This is a genomic window from Streptomyces sp. NPDC050164, from assembly GCF_044459945.1.
Classification (GTDB): domain Bacteria; phylum Actinomycetota; class Actinomycetes; order Streptomycetales; family Streptomycetaceae; genus Streptomyces; species Streptomyces coeruleorubidus_A.
In genome coordinates, this window is record NZ_JBITJK010000006.1 from 285,120 (window position 1) to 300,768 (window position 15,649).

The window sequence follows — 15,649 nt, forward strand, 5'->3', positions numbered from 1 at the left end:
AACAGGGCTCCGGGCACGATCCGCGTCGAGGGAGGGGGCCCACGTGCTCATCGACACCTACGGCCGAGTGGCCACCGACCTGAGGGTCTCGCTGACAGACCGCTGCAACCTGCGCTGCACGTACTGCATGCCCGAGGAGGGCCTGCAGTGGCTGGCCAAGCCGGACCTGCTCACGGACGACGAGATCGTCCGCCTGATCGACATCGCGGTCACGTCCCTCGGTATCGAGGAAGTCCGCTTCACGGGCGGCGAGCCCCTGCTGCGCCCCGGCCTGGTCGGCATCGTCGAGCGCGTCGCGGCCCTCGACCAGCGCCCTCAGATGTCCCTCACGACCAACGGCATCGGCCTCAAGCGCACGGCGACGGCCCTGAAGGCGGCAGGCCTGGACCGGGTCAACGTCTCCCTGGACACACTCCGCCCGGACGTCTTCAAGACCCTCACCCGCCGCGACCGCCACAAGGACGTCATCGAGGGCCTGCACGCCGCGCGCGACGCGGGCCTGACCCCGGTCAAGGTCAACTCGGTCCTGATGCCGGGCCTGAACGACGACGAGGCCCCCGATCTCCTGGCCTGGGCCGTGGAGCACGACTACGAGCTGCGCTTCATCGAGCAGATGCCCCTGGACGCCCAGCACGGCTGGAAGCGCGACGGCATGATCACCGCCGGGGACATCCTGACCTCCCTGCGCACGCGCTTCGAGCTGACCGCCGAGGGCGACGAGGCGCGCGGCTCGGCACCGGCGGAGCGCTGGCTGGTCGACGGCGGCCCGCATGTCGTCGGCGTGATCGCCTCCGTCACCCGCCCGTTCTGCGCGGCCTGCGACCGCACCCGTCTGACGGCCGACGGACAGATACGCACGTGCCTGTTCGCCCGCGAGGAGACCGACCTGCGCGCCGCCCTGCGCTCGGGCGCCCCGGACGAGGAGATCGCCCGCATCTGGCGGCTGGCCATGTGGGGCAAGAAGGCGGGAGCGGGCCTGGACGACCCGACGTTCGTCCAGCCGGACCGGCCCATGTCGGCGATCGGCGGCTAGAGGTTCTGCGAGGACTCCCACTCCTTCAGCAAAACCACGTCCTTCAAAAACCCCCGCACCCCGAGGAACTGCGACAAATGCTCGCGATGCTCCTCACAGGCCAGCCACGTCTTGCGCCGCTCCGGCGTATGGATCTTCGGGTTGTTCCACGCCAGCACCCACACGGCATCCGCACGGCAGCCCTTCGCGGAACAGATGGGCGTCTCGTCACTCACAGCTTCGTCTCACCACTGCACACAGAAAAGGCGACGCCGAGCAGCCACGGGGGGAGCTGCCCGGCGTCGGTCCGTCGCTCCGACGGGGGATGCGGAGCGCGTACGAAGTATGTCACGGGTAACCCCGAGCCCGGCACCTGAACAACATGATTGATCTGAGCTTTTCTTGAGCTTGACGGGGCGATGACCTCCGTTTGTGATCGCCCGCGAGCGCCCCTACCGCTCCTGCGACTCGGTCCGCGCCCCCGGTACCGTCCCGGACGCGGCGTCTTCCGCGACGGATTCCGCGGGGCCGTCCTGCGTCCCCGACGGCGCGATCATCGGCCGCACCGGCGGCGCCACGAAGGTCGACGGCAAAGACGGCGCGTTCTCACGCCCGGCGTTCGCGATCACCACCGCGATGTACGGCAGCACCAGCCCGAGCACCAACGCCACGACGGCGACGTGCCGTTCGACGTTCCACAACGTGGCCGCGAGGATCACGGAGATCGTGCGGACCGTCATCGAGATCACGTACCGGCGCTGCCGCCCGCGGACGTCCTCCTGAAGCCCGGCCCGGGCGCCGGTGATCCGGAAAACCTCGGCGTGTCCGCCGTCATGCCGCTTCCGCATCGCATTCCACCATCCGCCCGTATCGGATCTCCCCGCCCCGTAGCCGCCCTGGGCCGGTCGGGGAACCCGGTCAGGACGGCTTCCACGTTACGCCGCGCCTGCGCCGGCTACGAGAGCGGGGCCGGTCCGGCCCGGGCGAACGGCCTGAGCCGTGCGGCGTACGGCCATCCCCGGCATGCGGCGTAGGGCACCTGGACCGACACTGGGCGTAGTGCTCAGGTCGAGCCGTACGAGGAGGCAGCGATGGGTTGGTTGTGGGCGATCATCGTGGGACTGGTACTCGGTCTGCTCGCCAAAGCGATCATTCCGGGCAAGCAGCACGTCCCCCTGTGGCTGACCGTCATTCTGGGCATGCTCGGCGCCATCGGAGGCAACGCCGTCGCCCGGGCGGCCGGTGTGGACGCCACCTCGGGCATCGACTGGTGGCGGCACTTGTTCCAACTGGTGGCCGCGATCGTCCTCGTCGCCATCGGCGACAGGGCGTACACGGCGGTCCGGGGCAAGAAACGAAGGGCATAACGGGGCACACGGCGAAGGGGGCGGCCTCCGTCACCGGAGACCGCCCCCTGCCTCGCGCCCTCAGGCGCCGGTGACCTCCACCGCCGCCAGGTTCTTCTTGCCCCGGCGCAGCACCAGCCAGCGGCCGTGCAGCAGGTCCTCCTTGGCGGGGACCGCGTCCTCGCCGGCGACCTTGACGTTGTTCACGTAGGCGCCGCCCTCCTTGACCGTGCGGCGCGCGGCCGACTTGCTGGCCACCAGGCCGACCTCGGCGAACAGGTCGACGACCGGGCCGAGCTCGGCGACCTGGATGTGCGGCACCTCCGACAGGGCCGCGGCCAGCGTCCGCTCGTCGAGTTCCGCCAGCTCGCCCTGACCGAAGAGGGCCTTGGACGCGGCGATCACGGCGGCCGTCTGGTCGGCGCCGTGCACCAGCGTCGTCAGCTCCTCGGCCAGCGCCCGCTGCGCGGCACGGGCCTGCGGACGCTCCTCGGTCTGCTCCTCCAGCTCCTCCAGCTCCCCGCGGGAACGGAAGGACAGGATGCGCATGTACTTGGAGACGTCCCGGTCGTCCACGTTCAGCCAGAACTGGTAGAACGCGTACGGCGTCGTCATCTCCGGGTCGAGCCAGACGGCGCCGCCCTCGGTCTTGCCGAACTTGGTGCCGTCCGCCTTGGTCATCAGCGGTGTCGCCATGGCGTGCACCGTGGCGTCCGGCTCCAGCCGGTGGATCAGGTCCAGGCCCGCCGTGAGGTTGCCCCACTGGTCGCTGCCGCCCTGCTGGAGCGTGCAGCCGTACCTCCGGTACAGCTGGAGGAAGTCCATGCCCTGGAGGATCTGGTAGCTGAACTCCGTGTAGCTGATGCCCTCGGAGGACTCCAGGCGCCGGGCGACGGAGTCCTTGGTCAGCATCTTGTTGACGCGGAAGTGCTTGCCGATGTCCCGCAGGAACTCGATCGCGGAGAGGTTCTGAGTCCAGTCGAGGTTGTTGACCATGACGGCCGCGTTCTCGCCCTCGAAGTCCAGGAACGGCTCGATCTGGGAGCGCAGCTTGCCGACCCAGCCGGCGACCGTCTCGGGGTCGTTCAGCGTGCGCTCCGCGGTCGGACGCGGGTCGCCGATCAGGCCCGTGGCACCGCCGACCAGCGCCAGCGGCCGATGACCGGCCTGCTGGAGCCGGCGCACGGTGAGCACCTGCACCAGGTGCCCCACGTGCAGCGACGGCGCCGTCGGGTCGAAGCCGCAATAGAACGTGACGGGACCGTCCGCGAGCGCCTTGCGCAAAGCGTCCTCGTCAGTGGACAGGGCGAACAGCCCGCGCCACTTCAGCTCGTCGACGATGTCCGTCACGGTTCTCGTGTCTCCTCGATGATCTTCGGGCAGTCGGGTGACAGCCGACTACGAGGTTATACGCCCTGACTGACAGAGCTCATATTGAAATCCGGGACCCGCAGCGCAGGCATCGCGGCCCTGGTGAACCAGTCGCTCCACTCCCTGGGCAGCGTCTTCTCCGTCCGCCCGGCCTCGGTGGCCCGCCCCAGCAGCCCCACCGGCGACTCGTTGAACCGGAAGTTGTTCACCTCGCCGGTGACCTCGCCGTTCTCGACCAGGTAGACGCCGTCCCGGGTCAGACCGGTGAGCAGCAGCGTCGCCGGATCGACCTCCCGGATGTACCACAGGCAGGTGAGCAGCAGCCCCCGCTCGGTGCTCGCGACCATCTCCTCCAGCGAGCGGTCCTCGCCCCCGTCCAGGATCAGGTTGTCGATCCCCGGGGCGACCGGCAGCGCGGTCAGGCCCGCGCTGTGCCTGCTGGTCGTCAGGTGCCGCAGCTCGCCCCGGCTCATCCACTCGGTGCCCGCGAGCGGCAGTCCGTTGTCGAACACCGACTGGTCGCCCCCGGAGGAGTGCGCGATCACGAAGGGCGCCGACTCCAGGCCGGGCTCGTTCGGGTCGCTGCGCAGTGTCAGCGGCAGGTCGGTCAGCTTCTCGCCGACCCGCGTACCGCCGCCCGGCTTGGAGAACACCGTGCGGCCCTCCACCGCGTCCCGGCCCGACGCCGACCACATGTGGTAGATCAGCAGGTCCGCGACGGCCGTCGGCGGCAGCAGCGTCTCGTACCGGCCCGCGGGCAGTTCCACGCGCCGCTCGGCCCACCCGAGGCGCACGGCCAGCTCCGCGTCCAGCGCCGCCGGGTCGACGTCCTTGAAGTCCCGCGTGGAGCGGCCGGCCCAGGCGGACCGGGTGCGGTCCGGCGACTTGGCGTTCAGCTCCAGCGTCCCGTTCGGCTGGTCGTGCCGCAGCCGCAGCCCGGTGGACGTCCCCATGTACGTCGAGACCAGTTCGTGGTTGGCGAAGCCGTACAGCTCCCGGCCGCCCGCCCGCGCGCGTGCGAAGGCCTCGCCGAGCGCCGGAGCGAAGTCGGCGAACACGGCGGAGGAGGTCTCGGCGGGCGCCTCCGTGAACTCCGGCGCCTGCGCCACGCCCGTGACCAGCGGCTGCGCGTCCTCGGCGGGCCCGGCGCCGCGCGCGGCGGCCTCGGCGGCCCGCACCAGGGGCTCCAGCTCGTCGGCCGTCACGGCGGACCGGGACACGACCCCCGAGGCCGTGCCCTCCTTGCCGTCGACGGTGGCGATCACGGTGAGCGTGCGCCCGCGCGTGACGCCGTTCGTGGTCAGCGCGTTGCCCGCCCAGCGCAGGTTGGCGGTGGACTGCTCGTCGGCGATGACGACACAGCCGTCCGCCCGGGACAGTTCGAGGGCGCGCTCGACGACCTCGTGCGGCTTGCTGGTGCGCGCGCTCATCGACCGGCCTCCTGGGTCGTGTTGAGGATGTTGACGCCCTTGAAGAGGGCCGACGGGCAGCCGTGCGACACGGCCGCGACCTGGCCCGGCTGGGCCTTGCCGCAGTTGAAGGCACCGCCCAGGACGTAGGTCTGCGGCCCGCCGACGGCGGCCATCGAGCCCCAGAAGTCGGTCGTCGTCGCCTGGTAGGCCACGTCCCGCAGCTGCCCGGCGAGCCGCCCGTTCTCGATCCGGTAGAAGCGCTGACCCGTGAACTGAAAGTTGTACCTCTGCATGTCGATCGACCAGGACCGGTCGCCGACGACGTAGATGCCCCGTTCCACGCCGCCGATCAGGTCCTCGGTGGACATCCCGGCCGGGTCCGGCAGCAACGACACGTTGGCCATGCGCTGCACGGGCACGTGCCCGGGGGAGTCGGCGTAGGCGCATCCGTTGGACCGCTCGAAGCCGGTCAGCCTCGCGATCCGCCGGTCCAGCTGGTAGCCGACGAGCGTGCCGTTCTTCACCAGGTCCCAGGACTGCGCCTCGACGCCCTCGTCGTCGTACCCGATGGTGGCGAGCCCGTGCTCGGCGGTGCGGTCGCCGGTGACGTTCATCAGCTCCGAGCCGTAGCGCAGCTTGTTCAGCTGGTCGAAGGTGGCGAAGGAGGTACCGGCGTAGGCCGCCTCGTAACCGAGCGCCCGGTCCAGCTCGGTGGCGTGCCCGATGGACTCGTGGATGGTCAGCCACAGGTTGGACGGGTCGACGACCAGGTCGTACAGGCCCGCCTCGACGCTCGGCGCGCGCATCTTCTCGGCGAGCAGTCCGGGGATCTGATCCAGCTCGCTCTCCCAGTCCCAGCCGGTGCCCCGCAGGTACTCCCAGCCGCGTCCCACAGGCGGCGCGAGCGTGCGCATCGAGTCGAACTCGCCGCTCGACTCGTCCACCGACACGGCGTTGAACACCGGGTGCAGCCGCACCCGCTGCTGTGTGGTCACGGTCCCGGCGGTGTCGGCGTAGAACTTGTTCTCGTGGACGGTGAGCAGCGAGGCGTCGACATGGTCGACCCCGTCGGCCGCCAGCAGCCGCGCGCTCCAGTCCGCGATCAGCCCGGCCTTCTCCTCGTCGGGCACGGTGAACGGATCGATCTCGTACGACGAGACCCACGTCTTCTCGGCGTGCACCGGCTCGTCGGCCAGCTCGACGCTCCCCCACTGCCCGAAAGGCGTGGGAGGTGCCCCCACGTCCGACCCGGCCGCCTTGATCACCTGGGCGGACAGCCTGGCCATCGCCACGGCCTGCCCTGCGACCTTGGCGGCGGCGTCCAGGCTGAGGTCGACACCGGACGCGAAACCCCACGTCCCGCCGTGCACGACGCGTACCGCGTACCCGAGGTCGGTGGTGTCCGAGGACCCGGCGGGCTTGGCGTCCCGGAACCGCCAGGAGGCGCCTCGCACCCGCTCGAACCGGAAGTCCGCGTGCTCGGCGCCCAGCGCACGCGCGCGTGCGAGGGCCGCGTCGGCGAGGGCGCGTAGGGGAAGCGCGAGGAACGATTGATCGATCTCATGGGCCACGGGCGGCTTCTCCTTCGGTCATGGCGCGGTCCGGGTGAGTGAACTATGTCGCCAAGGGAGGTGACGTGGCCACCTGATACTGACGGGCGCCTTGGTGCCGAAGACCGGCGAGAAGGACCGGCCGCCGGTTAGGCTCGATGGGCGATCACGCTGCACGAGCAGCGTCGGCCTTCGAACTCCCGGAGAGGCGGTACCACCCCATGAGCAGCGCAGGCGGGGCGTCCCAGGCACCAGACCCCCGACTTGTACGCCTGGCCGGGCAGTCCCGCAACTTCGGGTTCCTGCTGCAGCACCTTCCGCTGCTCGTCGCGTACGGAACCGCCGCCGAGAGTCATGTCTTCAGCGACCCGAACACATCGCTCATCAAATCCCGTCAGTTCGCGGAGACCATGGCGGCCGACCTGGTCAGCCGGGCCCGGGTCCGGGTGGAGGGCGGCACTCAGTTCGATCGGCTGCGGGCACTGGACAGGGAGGGGTACCTCCACGGCGATGTGGGCACCGCCTTTCACGAGGTGCGCACTCTCGGCAACGACGCGAACCATTCGGGACTCGACAGCGCAGACGACGCCTTCCGCGCCCTGCGCACCTGCTTCCGCCTCGGGACCTGGTACCACCGGCTGCTCACCGGCTCGCGCGAGCAATTGCCATTCGTGCCACCCAGCCCTGACCGCACCCCAGCCGCCGGAAACGAGCGCCTGGTTCAGGACGTCGCCCGAGCCCGCAAAGATTTGGAAGAGGCCCGCCTCAGCTACCGCGACCAGGCTTCCCAGGCCCAGGCCGAGCAGGCCGCCCGGACTGCCGTCGAGCGCGAGCTAGCTCAGGCCCAGGCCGAGCGCGAAGAGCTGGTCCGCGCGGTCGCGGCCATGCAGCATCAGCTCAAGGAGTTCCAGGCCGCCGCCGAGGCCGCGCAGATCGGCCGCCGACGTGCCGACACCACCGACCGGGCTGCCGCGTCGGCCGCCGTCGCCGAGCGCGCCCGCCTTCTGGACAACGCGGAGCAGGCATCCCGCGAGCCCCTCACCGAAGTGCAGGTCCGCAAGCGGCTCGACGTGATGCTCACGGCGGCCGGCTGGGACGTCCAGAACGGCGGCGCGAACCTCAACCTCCACGTCCAGGGCGACCGGCGGGGCAACGGCGTCGCCGTCCGCGAGGTCACCACCGCGAAGGGCCGCGCCGACTACGCCCTCTACGTCGACCGCAAACTCGTCGGTGTCATCGAGGCCAAGCGCGAGGGCGCCGACCTGTCCGCCGCCGAGGCACAGGCCGACGGCTACGCCGACCACCTCACCGACGCCCAGCAGCGCCTCAACGCCTGGCGTACCCCGCTCCCGTTCCGGTACGTGAGCGACGGCGGCGAGACCCGCTTCCGGTCCGTCCTCGACCCGGACTCCCGTACCCGCCGCATCTTCTCCTTCCACCAGCCGCGCACCCTCGCCCGCTGGGTCCGCCAGGCCGAGGAGGACGAGCAGGCCCCCAGCTATCGGGCCCGGCTGCGCTGGCGCATGCCCGACCTCGACGAACGCCCGCTGCGCCCGGCGCAGATCAAGGCGGTGCGCGGCGTGGAGGACTCGGTGGCGCTCGGCAAGGGCCAGCAGGGGATGGGGCAGTCCCGCTCCCTCGTGCAGATGGCCACCGGCGCGGGCAAGACGTTCACGGCGGTGACGTTCTCGTACCGGATGCTCAAGCACGCGCGCGCCGAGCGTGTCCTGTTCCTCGTCGACCGCAACAACCTCGGTGTGCAGGCCTTCGCCGAGTTCGAGAACTTCAAGACCCCCGACACCGACCGCAAGTTCGCCGACCTCTACAACGTCCAGCGCCTGGGCGCGGAGGGCATGTTCGCCTCCTCCAAGGTCGTCATCTCCACGGTTCAGCGCATCTACATGGAACTCACCGGCGCGAGCCTGCCGGGCAGCGAACGGGGCGACGGCGAGATCGATTACGACGTCGACGTGCCGGGCGGCATCGAGGTCGGCTACAACGCCGACATCCCCCCGGAGGCCTTCGACCTCATCGTCGTCGACGAGTGCCACCGCTCCATCTACGGGAAGTGGCGCTCCGTCCTCGAATACTTCGACGCCCCCATCGTCGGCCTCACCGCCACCCCCGTCGCCCAGACATTCGGCTACTTCAACGGCAACCTGGTCAGCGAGTACTCCTACCACGAGGCGGTGGCCGACCGCGTCAACGTCGACTTCTCCGTCTACGAGATCGAGACGCGGATAACGGCCGAGGGCGGCGTCATCGCGCACGGCACCATCCCGGTCCGCGACCGCCGCACCCGCCGCCAGCGCTACGAGGACATCGAGGAGGACATCGAGTACGGCGCCAACCAGGTCGGTGTCGGCGTCATCAGCAAAGACCAGCTGCGTACGGTCGTCCAGACGTTCCACGACCGCCTGTTCACGGAGATCTTCCCCGAGCGCGCGAAGTACGACCCGGCCACGGGCGCGCTGCGGTGGGACGAGATGTACGTGCCCAAGACGCTGGTCTTCGCCAAGAACGACAACCACGCGGAGGAGATAGTCGAGGTCGTCCGCGACGTCTTCGGCAAGGGCAACGACTTCTGCGCGAAGATCACCAGCGCGGCCCGCAATGCCTCCGAGCGCCTCGCGGCCTTCCGTAACCTCCCGGAGCTGCGCATCGCGGTCACCGTCGACATGATCGCCACGGGCACGGACGTCAAGCCGCTGGAATGCCTGCTGTTCCTCAGAGACGTCAAGAGCTGGGCGTACTTCGAGCAGATGAAGGGCCGCGGCGCTCGGACCCTGTCCCTCACCGACTTCGAGAAGGTCACCCCCGGCGTCGGACCCAAGACCCGTTTTGTGATCGTCGACGCGGTCGGCGTGACGAAGAAGCCGAAGGTCGACGCGGCACCGCTGGAACGCCACACCGACAAACAGATCAGCCTGGAGAAGCTGCTCCGCAAGACCGCCGCGAACACCATCGAGGAGGAAGAGGTCTCCACCCTCGCCGCCCGCCTCGCCAAACTCGACCTCCAGATGACGGACGAGGAGCGCGCCGAGGTCCAGCGCCTGAGCGGCGGACTGGAACTGAAGAAGATCGTTCACGCGATGGTCGACGCCGTCTCGGCGGACCGACAGCTGGAGGTGCGGGAGGCTGCCGAGCACGCGGGCCGCAACCCCGAGCGTGCGGTACGCGATCTCATTGAGCAGGCCGTCCGCCCCCTCGCCGCCACGCCGCCGCTGCGCGCCCGCCTGCTGGAGATGCGGCGCGCGAAGGACATCCTCTATGACGAGAACGGCACGGACGAGCTGCTTCGCGCGGGGGCCGCCGTCGACGACGAGGACGCGGCGAAGGAGACGGTCCGCGACTGGCGCCGGTACATCGCGGAGAACCGTGACGAGATCGCGGCGATGTCCATCGCGTTCAGCGCCGGCTCCGACGTGCCGCCCAGCGTCGCCATGGACAGGCTCAAGGACGTGGCCCGCAGCATCGCCCGCCCGCCGCGTGCATGGACCCCGGACCGACTCTGGAAGGCGTACGAGAAGGTCGGCGAGGCGGTGATCGACGAGGCTCGCCGCAAGCGCACGGCCTCCGATTTGCTGGCCCTGCTCCGCTACGAACTCGCGGGCGGCGCCGCACAGGGCGCCCCGGCACCACGCCCGCACGAGGAACTCGTGCGTGAGCGCTATCAGGCCTGGATCACCCGCCAGGAACAGGCGGGCGCGGATTTCACCGAACGCCAACGCTGGTGGCTCGACCGCATCGCCGCGGCGACCGCCGAGCGTGTACGCTTCGACACCGCTGACCTTGACTATGCCCCTTTCACCTCGCGCAACGGAACGGACGGATTCCTCGCGGAATTCGGGGGGACGCGGGCGGAACACATCATCAATGAGCTGGACAGGGAGCTGAGCGCGTGACGACCGACTCGGGTGCGGGGCCGGGGGGTTCGGGCTCCGGGGGGGATGCCACGGACGCGGGGGGGCTGCCTGTGGGGTGGGGGCGGGCGACGTTGGGGGAATTGTGCCAGCCAATTGAGAAGGTCCTGCCCACTGAGCTTGGACGCAGCACGTTTCAATACGTCGACATTGGATCGATTGATCCTTCCGCTCTTTCGGTCGTGGGTGCTGTCGAGACCGAAGTCGACGCCGCTCCCAGTCGCGCACGTCAACTCTTGAGGCATGGCGATACGGTGTTCTCAACGGTTCGACCATACTTGCGGAAGATCGCTTGGATTCCCGAAGAGTTCGATGGTGAGATTGCTTCCACGGGATTTTGTGTTCTGCGGGCGGGAGAGGCGATAGATCGCCGTTTTCTGTTTCATCTGGTTTCATCGAGTGGGTTCATCGCGCGTGTTGTTGAGAAGCAGCGTGGAGTAAGTTATCCCGCGGTTCGGGAGCGAGATGTCCTGGAGATCGCGGTTCCCGTACCGCCTCTCGCCGAACAGCACCGCATCGTTGCCAAACTGGACGAGCAGCTAGTGTTCATCGGGGCGGGAGAGGGGGCTCTAGGTGTCGCGGACGCAAAAGGGGGGCATTTTCTTCAGGCCGTCCTTCACGATGCCTTGCGTGGAAAACTCGCTCCCGAAGACCTTTCTGAGGGGGATGCGCAGGTTCTCGTGCCGGACTCCGTTGCCCTGGATGGGGGGCCTTGGGATATCCCCGACGGATGGCGATGGGCAACTATAGGAAAGCTTTTTAAGGTTGCTGTTGGGTCAACTCCCTCACGCGGCAATTCGGCTTACTGGGGCGGTGATGTCCCCTGGGTGAGCAGTGGCGAGGTATCCTTCGCTCGCATTTCATCTACGAGAGAGTCAATCACGGTTGATTCGATCACAAGTCCTGAGGCTCGGATTCATCCGCCCGGAACAGTGATGATTGCGATGATCGGCGAAGGGCGAACGCGGGGTCAGGCGGCAATCCTTGATATTCCTGCGGCACATAACCAGAACTGTGCATCGATCCGAGTCTCAGAAACTGCGATCCTGCCCGAGTTTGTTTACTACTTTCTCATGGCTCGCTATGAGGAAACGCGCAGGGAGGCTTCAGGCGGTAATCAGCCGGCGCTTAATAAGTGGAAGGTTCAAAACCTCGAAATTCCGATTCCGCCCCTTGGTACGCAGCGGAATATAGTTGCTCGTGTTCAGGAACTGGAAGAGGACCTGCGGGGACTGCGAGAAGCGGTGACTGACGGCTGGGCGAGGGCTTCGAAGCTCCGTAATGCCCTCCTACACGCAGCCTTCACCGGAGCCCTGATGCCCCAGGACGCCGATGACGAGCCGGCATCTGTCCTCCTCGACCGGATCCGTGCTCAGCGGTCTGCCGAGGTAAGGCCGTCCAGGCGCAAGCGTGCATCCCGTACGACTGCCCCGGCTGCCCCCCAGTCCTCCGGCCGACCGATTCCCTCCGGCACCCAAGAAGCACTTCCCCTGTGAGCACGGTTATGAGCAGCACCGACAAGCCGACCCCCGAGGATCCCGCTGACGCGGCCCCGGCACCCAGCATGACTCCTGCCTCTCGTTTGGCGGAAGCCAGGACCAAGGCTGCCCCCGCGGCCCCGGTCTCCACCTCCACCCTCGTCAATCGCCTCTGGTCGTATTGCGAACTGCTGCGCCACTCCGGCGTCTCCACCCTCGACTACGTCGAGCAGCTCACGTACCTCCTCTTCCTGAAGATGGCCGACGAGCGCGCCAACCGTCCGGCGGCCTTCCGGCGTAACGCCCCTGAGAAGCCTCTCGTCCCCGAGGGCCGGGACTGGAAGAGCCTTACGACCCGGTCCGCCGAAGCGCTGCTCGACCACTACGAGTTCATCCTCAAGGATCTCGGTCAGCGCGGCGGCACGATGCTCGGTGAGGTCTTCACCAAGGCGCAGAACAAGATCCATGAACCGGCCGTCCTCGACCGTCTGATCAAGGACCTGATCGACCCCTACACCTGGACCACCGAGAACCAGGATCTCAAGGGCGACGCCTACGAAGGCCTCCTCCAGCGCGGCGCCGAGGACCGCAAGACCGGCGCGGGCCAGTACTTCACGCCCCGCCCGCTCATCGACGCCATGGTCGACTGCGTCCAGCCGCGGCCCGGCGAGACCATCACCGACCCGGCCTGCGGCACGGGCGGCTTCCTCATCGCGGCGCACGCCCACCTCGTCCAGAACTACGAGGACGAGCTGTATGGCGACAAGGGCCGCGCCCTCCAGACCGGCGCGATCACCGGTTACGAACTCGTCCGCGAGACCGGCCGCCTGGCCCTGATGAACATGCTGCTGCACGGCATCGGAAGCTCCGAGGCCAAGCCGCTCATCACCATCCAGGACTCCCTGGCCCGCCCCCCGAAGCGGCACTACGACATCGTGCTCGCCAACCCGCCCTTCGGCGTCGGCTCGGTGACCGGTGAGTCCTACACCTCCCGCACCGACTTCTGGGCACCGACGACGAACAAGCAGCTCAACTTCGTCCAGCACATCTACAACCTGCTGAAGACCAACGGCCGAGCCGCCCTCGTCCTCCCCGACAACGTCCTCTTCGAAGGCGGCGCCGGCGAGACCATCCGCAGGAACCTCCTCAACCTCTGCGACGTCCACACCCTGCTGCGTCTGCCCACGGGCATCTTCTACGCCAACGGCGTCAAGGCCAACGTCCTGTTCTTCGACAAGACCGGCCAGCGCACCGGAGGCCGCCCGGGTACACGCAAGCTCTGGGTCTACGACTTCCGCACGGGCCAGCGCTTCACGCTCAAGCAGCGACAGCTGGGCCGCCAGCACCTCGACGACTTCGTCGCCGCGTACCACTCCGGCGGCACGGACTTCAGCAAGCGCACCCCGAGTGACCGTTTCCGCGCGTACGACTACGACGAGCTGATCGCCCGGGACAAGGTCAACCTCGATCTCACGGTGCTCAAGTCCGATGCCGCCGCGACCACGGAGTACACGTCACCGGACGTGATCGCCCAGGAGATCGTCGACGAACTCGAAGTGGCACTGGCCCAGTTCACGGCCGTGGCCCGCGCCTTGAAGAAGGACGTACCGCTGTCGGCCGACGAGAACTAGAGCAGTAGACGGGCCGGTGGTTCACCGAGAACCACCGGCCCGCCGCTGTTCGCCTCTCTCCGTGCTCAGAGCTCGCCCGCGATCACACCCGCCCGGAACGCGGCCCACTCTGACGCGGTGAACCGCAGCGGTTCCCGCTCCGGGTTCTTCGAATCACGTACGGCCCGCGCACCGTGCGGCAGTTCGGCGACCTCGACGCAGTCGTTCTCGCCCGCGCTCGCGGATGCCTTGCGCCAGTTCACGGCAGAGAGATCCTCTGCGTACAGCTCGGCCTTTGACTCCTTCACCTGCGGCTTTCCTTTTCCATCCGTGAGACGAGTGCCATCGAGTCATCCACGGGGAGTGCTGCCGCGACGATGCGCTCGAAGGCATCGGCGAAGACCTGCACTTCGTCGACGCCCTCAACGTAAGTCGCGCCGATGAGGTTTTCCAAGAGAGCGACGGCCGGCATCGGACCGGGAAAACCGACCAGGTTAAAGCCACCGGCACCGCCCGGGTGCGGAGTCGCGGCCAGCGGCATGATCTGGATGGTGACGTTGGGCAGCTCCGCCACATCCAGGAGGCGCCGCAACTGCTCGCGCATGGTGTCGGGGCGTACCGCGAAGCGCTGATGCAGGACTGCCTCATGGATAACCGCCCAGAACTTCAATGGACCTTCCGGGCGGGTGAGCACGGCCTGTCTGGCCATACGAACCTCGGACAGCGCGGTGACCTCCTCGGGAGTGCGGGTGGTGGCGTTGGCGGCCACCGTCTCACGTGCGTATCCGGCGGTCTGCAGCAGTCCGGGGACCAGTAGAGGGCTCCAGATGCGCACGCTCTCCGCGTCCGACTCCAGTGAGATGTAGTCCGCGTAGGCGGGTGCCACAATCCCGCTGTACGTCTGCCACCACCCTTGCTTTCGGGCGTCTTTGGCCAGCCCTTCCAAGGCGCTCACGACATCGGGATCGGTTACTCCATAGACCTTGAGCAGTGGGGCGACTTCGGCCGGGCGGATGTGTCCGTTGGCCGTCTCGATCCGCGACAACTTCGGCCCGAGCCAGCCCAGTTCCGCGGATGCCGCATCGAGACTCATCCCAGTTGCATTGCGGTACCGGCGCAGTGCCTCACCGAGTCGTCGACGGCGAACGGTAGGTACGGGGCGCACGTTTGGCATGCGCTGAGCCTTCCACCACGACGCATTGCAGGTCCAGGGGAAAGGAGTTTCGATCCATCATTTCGGGTGACAAACTTGCATGTGATCATGGATAGCGTCCACTCTCAAATCACCGTAAGGAGAAGCAAGTCCACTCCCGACGCAGAGGAGCCCCCATGCCCCACTCCCTCGGCTGGTACCACACCCCCACCCCCTCCGGCTTCGTCCTCCACCTCACCGCTACCCCTGACCACCTCCGCGCCACCCGCACCCTCATCGCCAAGATGCTCGCCGACGCCGGGGTCGGCGAGGACCTCGTGTACTCGACGCAGTTGGTGATGTCCGAGCTGTGCGGGAACGCGGTCCGCGCGTGTGGTGACTTCGTTCCGCTCGTTGCCGAGGTGGGGGTCACGTCGTCCGGGTGCGGTGATGCCGCGAGGCGAGGCGTCCGGGTCAGGTTGCACGACCCGTACCGCCGGATGCTGCCCGTGCGTGGCGGCGTACGTCTTGACGACCCCGAGGCGGAGTCGGGGCGCGGACTGCCGTTGGTCGATCTGCTCGCACCGGGGTGGCGGGTCACGGGGACGCCGGTCGGAAAGCAGGTGCGCTGCTGGATTCCGGCTCAGTAGGAGGGCGGGGTCTGACAGGCCGAAAAAAGTACTGCTCGGGGCCCCGGATGCCGACCTTGCGCCTACCCTGGAAGGGAGTTGATCGCCTGCGGCCCGATCGGCCGGTTCTGATGTGTTCTCGGAGCGCTACGTCACCGGGTCCGACGCTGCCGGAGCAGGGGGGTG

General features: G+C 68.3%; 13 protein-coding genes. 6 read left to right on the forward strand and 7 right to left on the reverse strand.

Annotated features, from left to right (window positions below; all coding sequences use genetic code 11):
* Positions 1 to 43 precede the first annotated feature (43 nt).
* On the forward strand, positions 44 to 1,033 hold the full coding sequence (gene moaA / locus ACIBNA_RS13035) for a GTP 3',8-cyclase MoaA (RefSeq protein WP_399165269.1): 990 nt from the start codon (positions 44 to 46) through the stop codon (positions 1,031 to 1,033).
* Here moaA and ACIBNA_RS13040 read toward each other — a convergent pair.
* Together ACIBNA_RS13040 and ACIBNA_RS13045 are read right to left on the reverse strand one after the other, a co-directional pair.
* A complete protein-coding gene (locus tag ACIBNA_RS13040; RefSeq protein WP_399165270.1) occupies positions 1,030 to 1,248 on the reverse strand; it encodes a hypothetical protein in 219 nt (72 codons plus the stop codon). The two genes, moaA and ACIBNA_RS13040, sit on opposite strands and share 4 nt — an antisense overlap.
* A 216-nt stretch (positions 1,249 to 1,464) precedes the next feature.
* Positions 1,465 to 1,860 (reverse strand): DUF3099 domain-containing protein, encoded by a 396-nt coding sequence (locus ACIBNA_RS13045; protein ID WP_399165271.1) that lies wholly within the window; start codon positions 1,858 to 1,860, stop codon positions 1,465 to 1,467.
* Between the two features lie 243 nt (positions 1,861 to 2,103).
* Here ACIBNA_RS13045 and ACIBNA_RS13050 point away from each other — a divergent pair, with 243 nt between their 5' ends.
* Entirely contained in the window at positions 2,104 to 2,379 is a 276-nt protein-coding gene (locus ACIBNA_RS13050) for a GlsB/YeaQ/YmgE family stress response membrane protein (protein ID WP_399165272.1), read from the forward strand.
* A 60-nt stretch (positions 2,380 to 2,439) separates the two neighbouring features.
* Here the strand turns inward: ACIBNA_RS13050 and tyrS are convergent, their stop codons facing one another.
* Genes tyrS through ACIBNA_RS13065 form a run of 3 tightly spaced genes read right to left on the reverse strand, consistent with a single transcriptional unit; the run spans position 2,440 to position 6,712 of the window.
* Positions 2,440 to 3,708 carry a tyrosine--tRNA ligase gene (gene tyrS, locus ACIBNA_RS13055; RefSeq protein WP_399165273.1) on the reverse strand — a complete coding sequence of 423 codons (1,269 nt, stop codon included), beginning with the start codon at positions 3,706 to 3,708 and terminating at the stop codon, positions 2,440 to 2,442.
* A gap of 56 nt (positions 3,709 to 3,764) precedes the next feature.
* Positions 3,765 to 5,159 (reverse strand): metallopeptidase TldD-related protein, encoded by a 1,395-nt coding sequence (locus ACIBNA_RS13060; RefSeq protein WP_399165274.1) that lies wholly within the window; start codon positions 5,157 to 5,159, stop codon positions 3,765 to 3,767.
* Positions 5,156 to 6,712 (reverse strand): TldD/PmbA family protein, encoded by a 1,557-nt coding sequence (locus ACIBNA_RS13065; RefSeq protein WP_399165275.1) that lies wholly within the window; start codon positions 6,710 to 6,712, stop codon positions 5,156 to 5,158. The genes ACIBNA_RS13060 and ACIBNA_RS13065 overlap by 4 nt, the downstream gene beginning before the upstream one ends.
* Positions 6,713 to 6,912: 200 nt before the next feature.
* On the opposite strand from ACIBNA_RS13065, the gene ACIBNA_RS13070 reads away from it, so the two are divergent.
* From ACIBNA_RS13070 to ACIBNA_RS13080, 3 genes are read left to right on the forward strand one after another with little or no spacing between them, the layout of a single operon-like run.
* Complete coding sequence (locus ACIBNA_RS13070; RefSeq protein ID WP_399165276.1) at positions 6,913 to 10,596, forward strand: DEAD/DEAH box helicase family protein; 3,684 nt, start codon at positions 6,913 to 6,915, stop codon at positions 10,594 to 10,596.
* Positions 10,593 to 12,110 (forward strand): restriction endonuclease subunit S, encoded by a 1,518-nt coding sequence (locus ACIBNA_RS13075; RefSeq protein WP_399165277.1) that lies wholly within the window; start codon positions 10,593 to 10,595, stop codon positions 12,108 to 12,110. The genes ACIBNA_RS13070 and ACIBNA_RS13075 overlap by 4 nt, the downstream gene beginning before the upstream one ends.
* Before the next feature lie 8 nt (positions 12,111 to 12,118).
* A complete protein-coding gene (locus tag ACIBNA_RS13080; RefSeq protein WP_399165278.1) occupies positions 12,119 to 13,723 on the forward strand; it encodes an N-6 DNA methylase in 1,605 nt (534 codons plus the stop codon).
* A 65-nt stretch (positions 13,724 to 13,788) separates the two neighbouring features.
* Here the strand turns inward: ACIBNA_RS13080 and ACIBNA_RS13085 are convergent, their stop codons facing one another.
* Complete coding sequence (locus tag ACIBNA_RS13085) at positions 13,789 to 14,010, reverse strand: DUF397 domain-containing protein (protein ID WP_399165279.1); 222 nt, start codon at positions 14,008 to 14,010, stop codon at positions 13,789 to 13,791.
* A complete protein-coding gene (locus ACIBNA_RS13090; protein ID WP_399165280.1) occupies positions 14,007 to 14,876 on the reverse strand; it encodes a helix-turn-helix domain-containing protein in 870 nt (289 codons plus the stop codon). Before ACIBNA_RS13090 ends, ACIBNA_RS13085 begins: the two co-directional genes overlap by 4 nt.
* 155 nt (positions 14,877 to 15,031) lie before the next feature.
* Here ACIBNA_RS13090 and ACIBNA_RS13095 point away from each other — a divergent pair, with 155 nt between their 5' ends.
* Complete coding sequence (locus ACIBNA_RS13095; RefSeq protein WP_399165281.1) at positions 15,032 to 15,484, forward strand: ATP-binding protein; 453 nt, start codon at positions 15,032 to 15,034, stop codon at positions 15,482 to 15,484.
* The last annotated feature ends 165 nt before the right edge of the window (positions 15,485 to 15,649 follow it).

What these genes read in the sequence shown, in the direction of transcription:
- ACIBNA_RS13095 (WP_399165281.1), top strand. Translation starts at nt 15,032, where the DNA reads ATGCCCCACTCCCTCGGCTGGTACCACACCCCCACCCCCTCCGGCTTC.
- ACIBNA_RS13060 (WP_399165274.1), bottom strand. Translation starts at nt 5,159, where the DNA reads ATGAGCGCGCGCACCAGCAAGCCGCACGAGGTCGTCGAGCGCGCCCTC.
- ACIBNA_RS13045 (WP_399165271.1), bottom strand. Translation starts at nt 1,860, where the DNA reads ATGCGGAAGCGGCATGACGGCGGACACGCCGAGGTTTTCCGGATCACC.
- ACIBNA_RS13070 (WP_399165276.1), top strand. Translation starts at nt 6,913, where the DNA reads ATGAGCAGCGCAGGCGGGGCGTCCCAGGCACCAGACCCCCGACTTGTA.
- ACIBNA_RS13090 (WP_399165280.1), bottom strand. Translation starts at nt 14,876, where the DNA reads ATGCCAAACGTGCGCCCCGTACCTACCGTTCGCCGTCGACGACTCGGT.
- ACIBNA_RS13050 (WP_399165272.1), top strand. Translation starts at nt 2,104, where the DNA reads ATGGGTTGGTTGTGGGCGATCATCGTGGGACTGGTACTCGGTCTGCTC.
- ACIBNA_RS13080 (WP_399165278.1), top strand. Translation starts at nt 12,119, where the DNA reads ATGAGCAGCACCGACAAGCCGACCCCCGAGGATCCCGCTGACGCGGCC.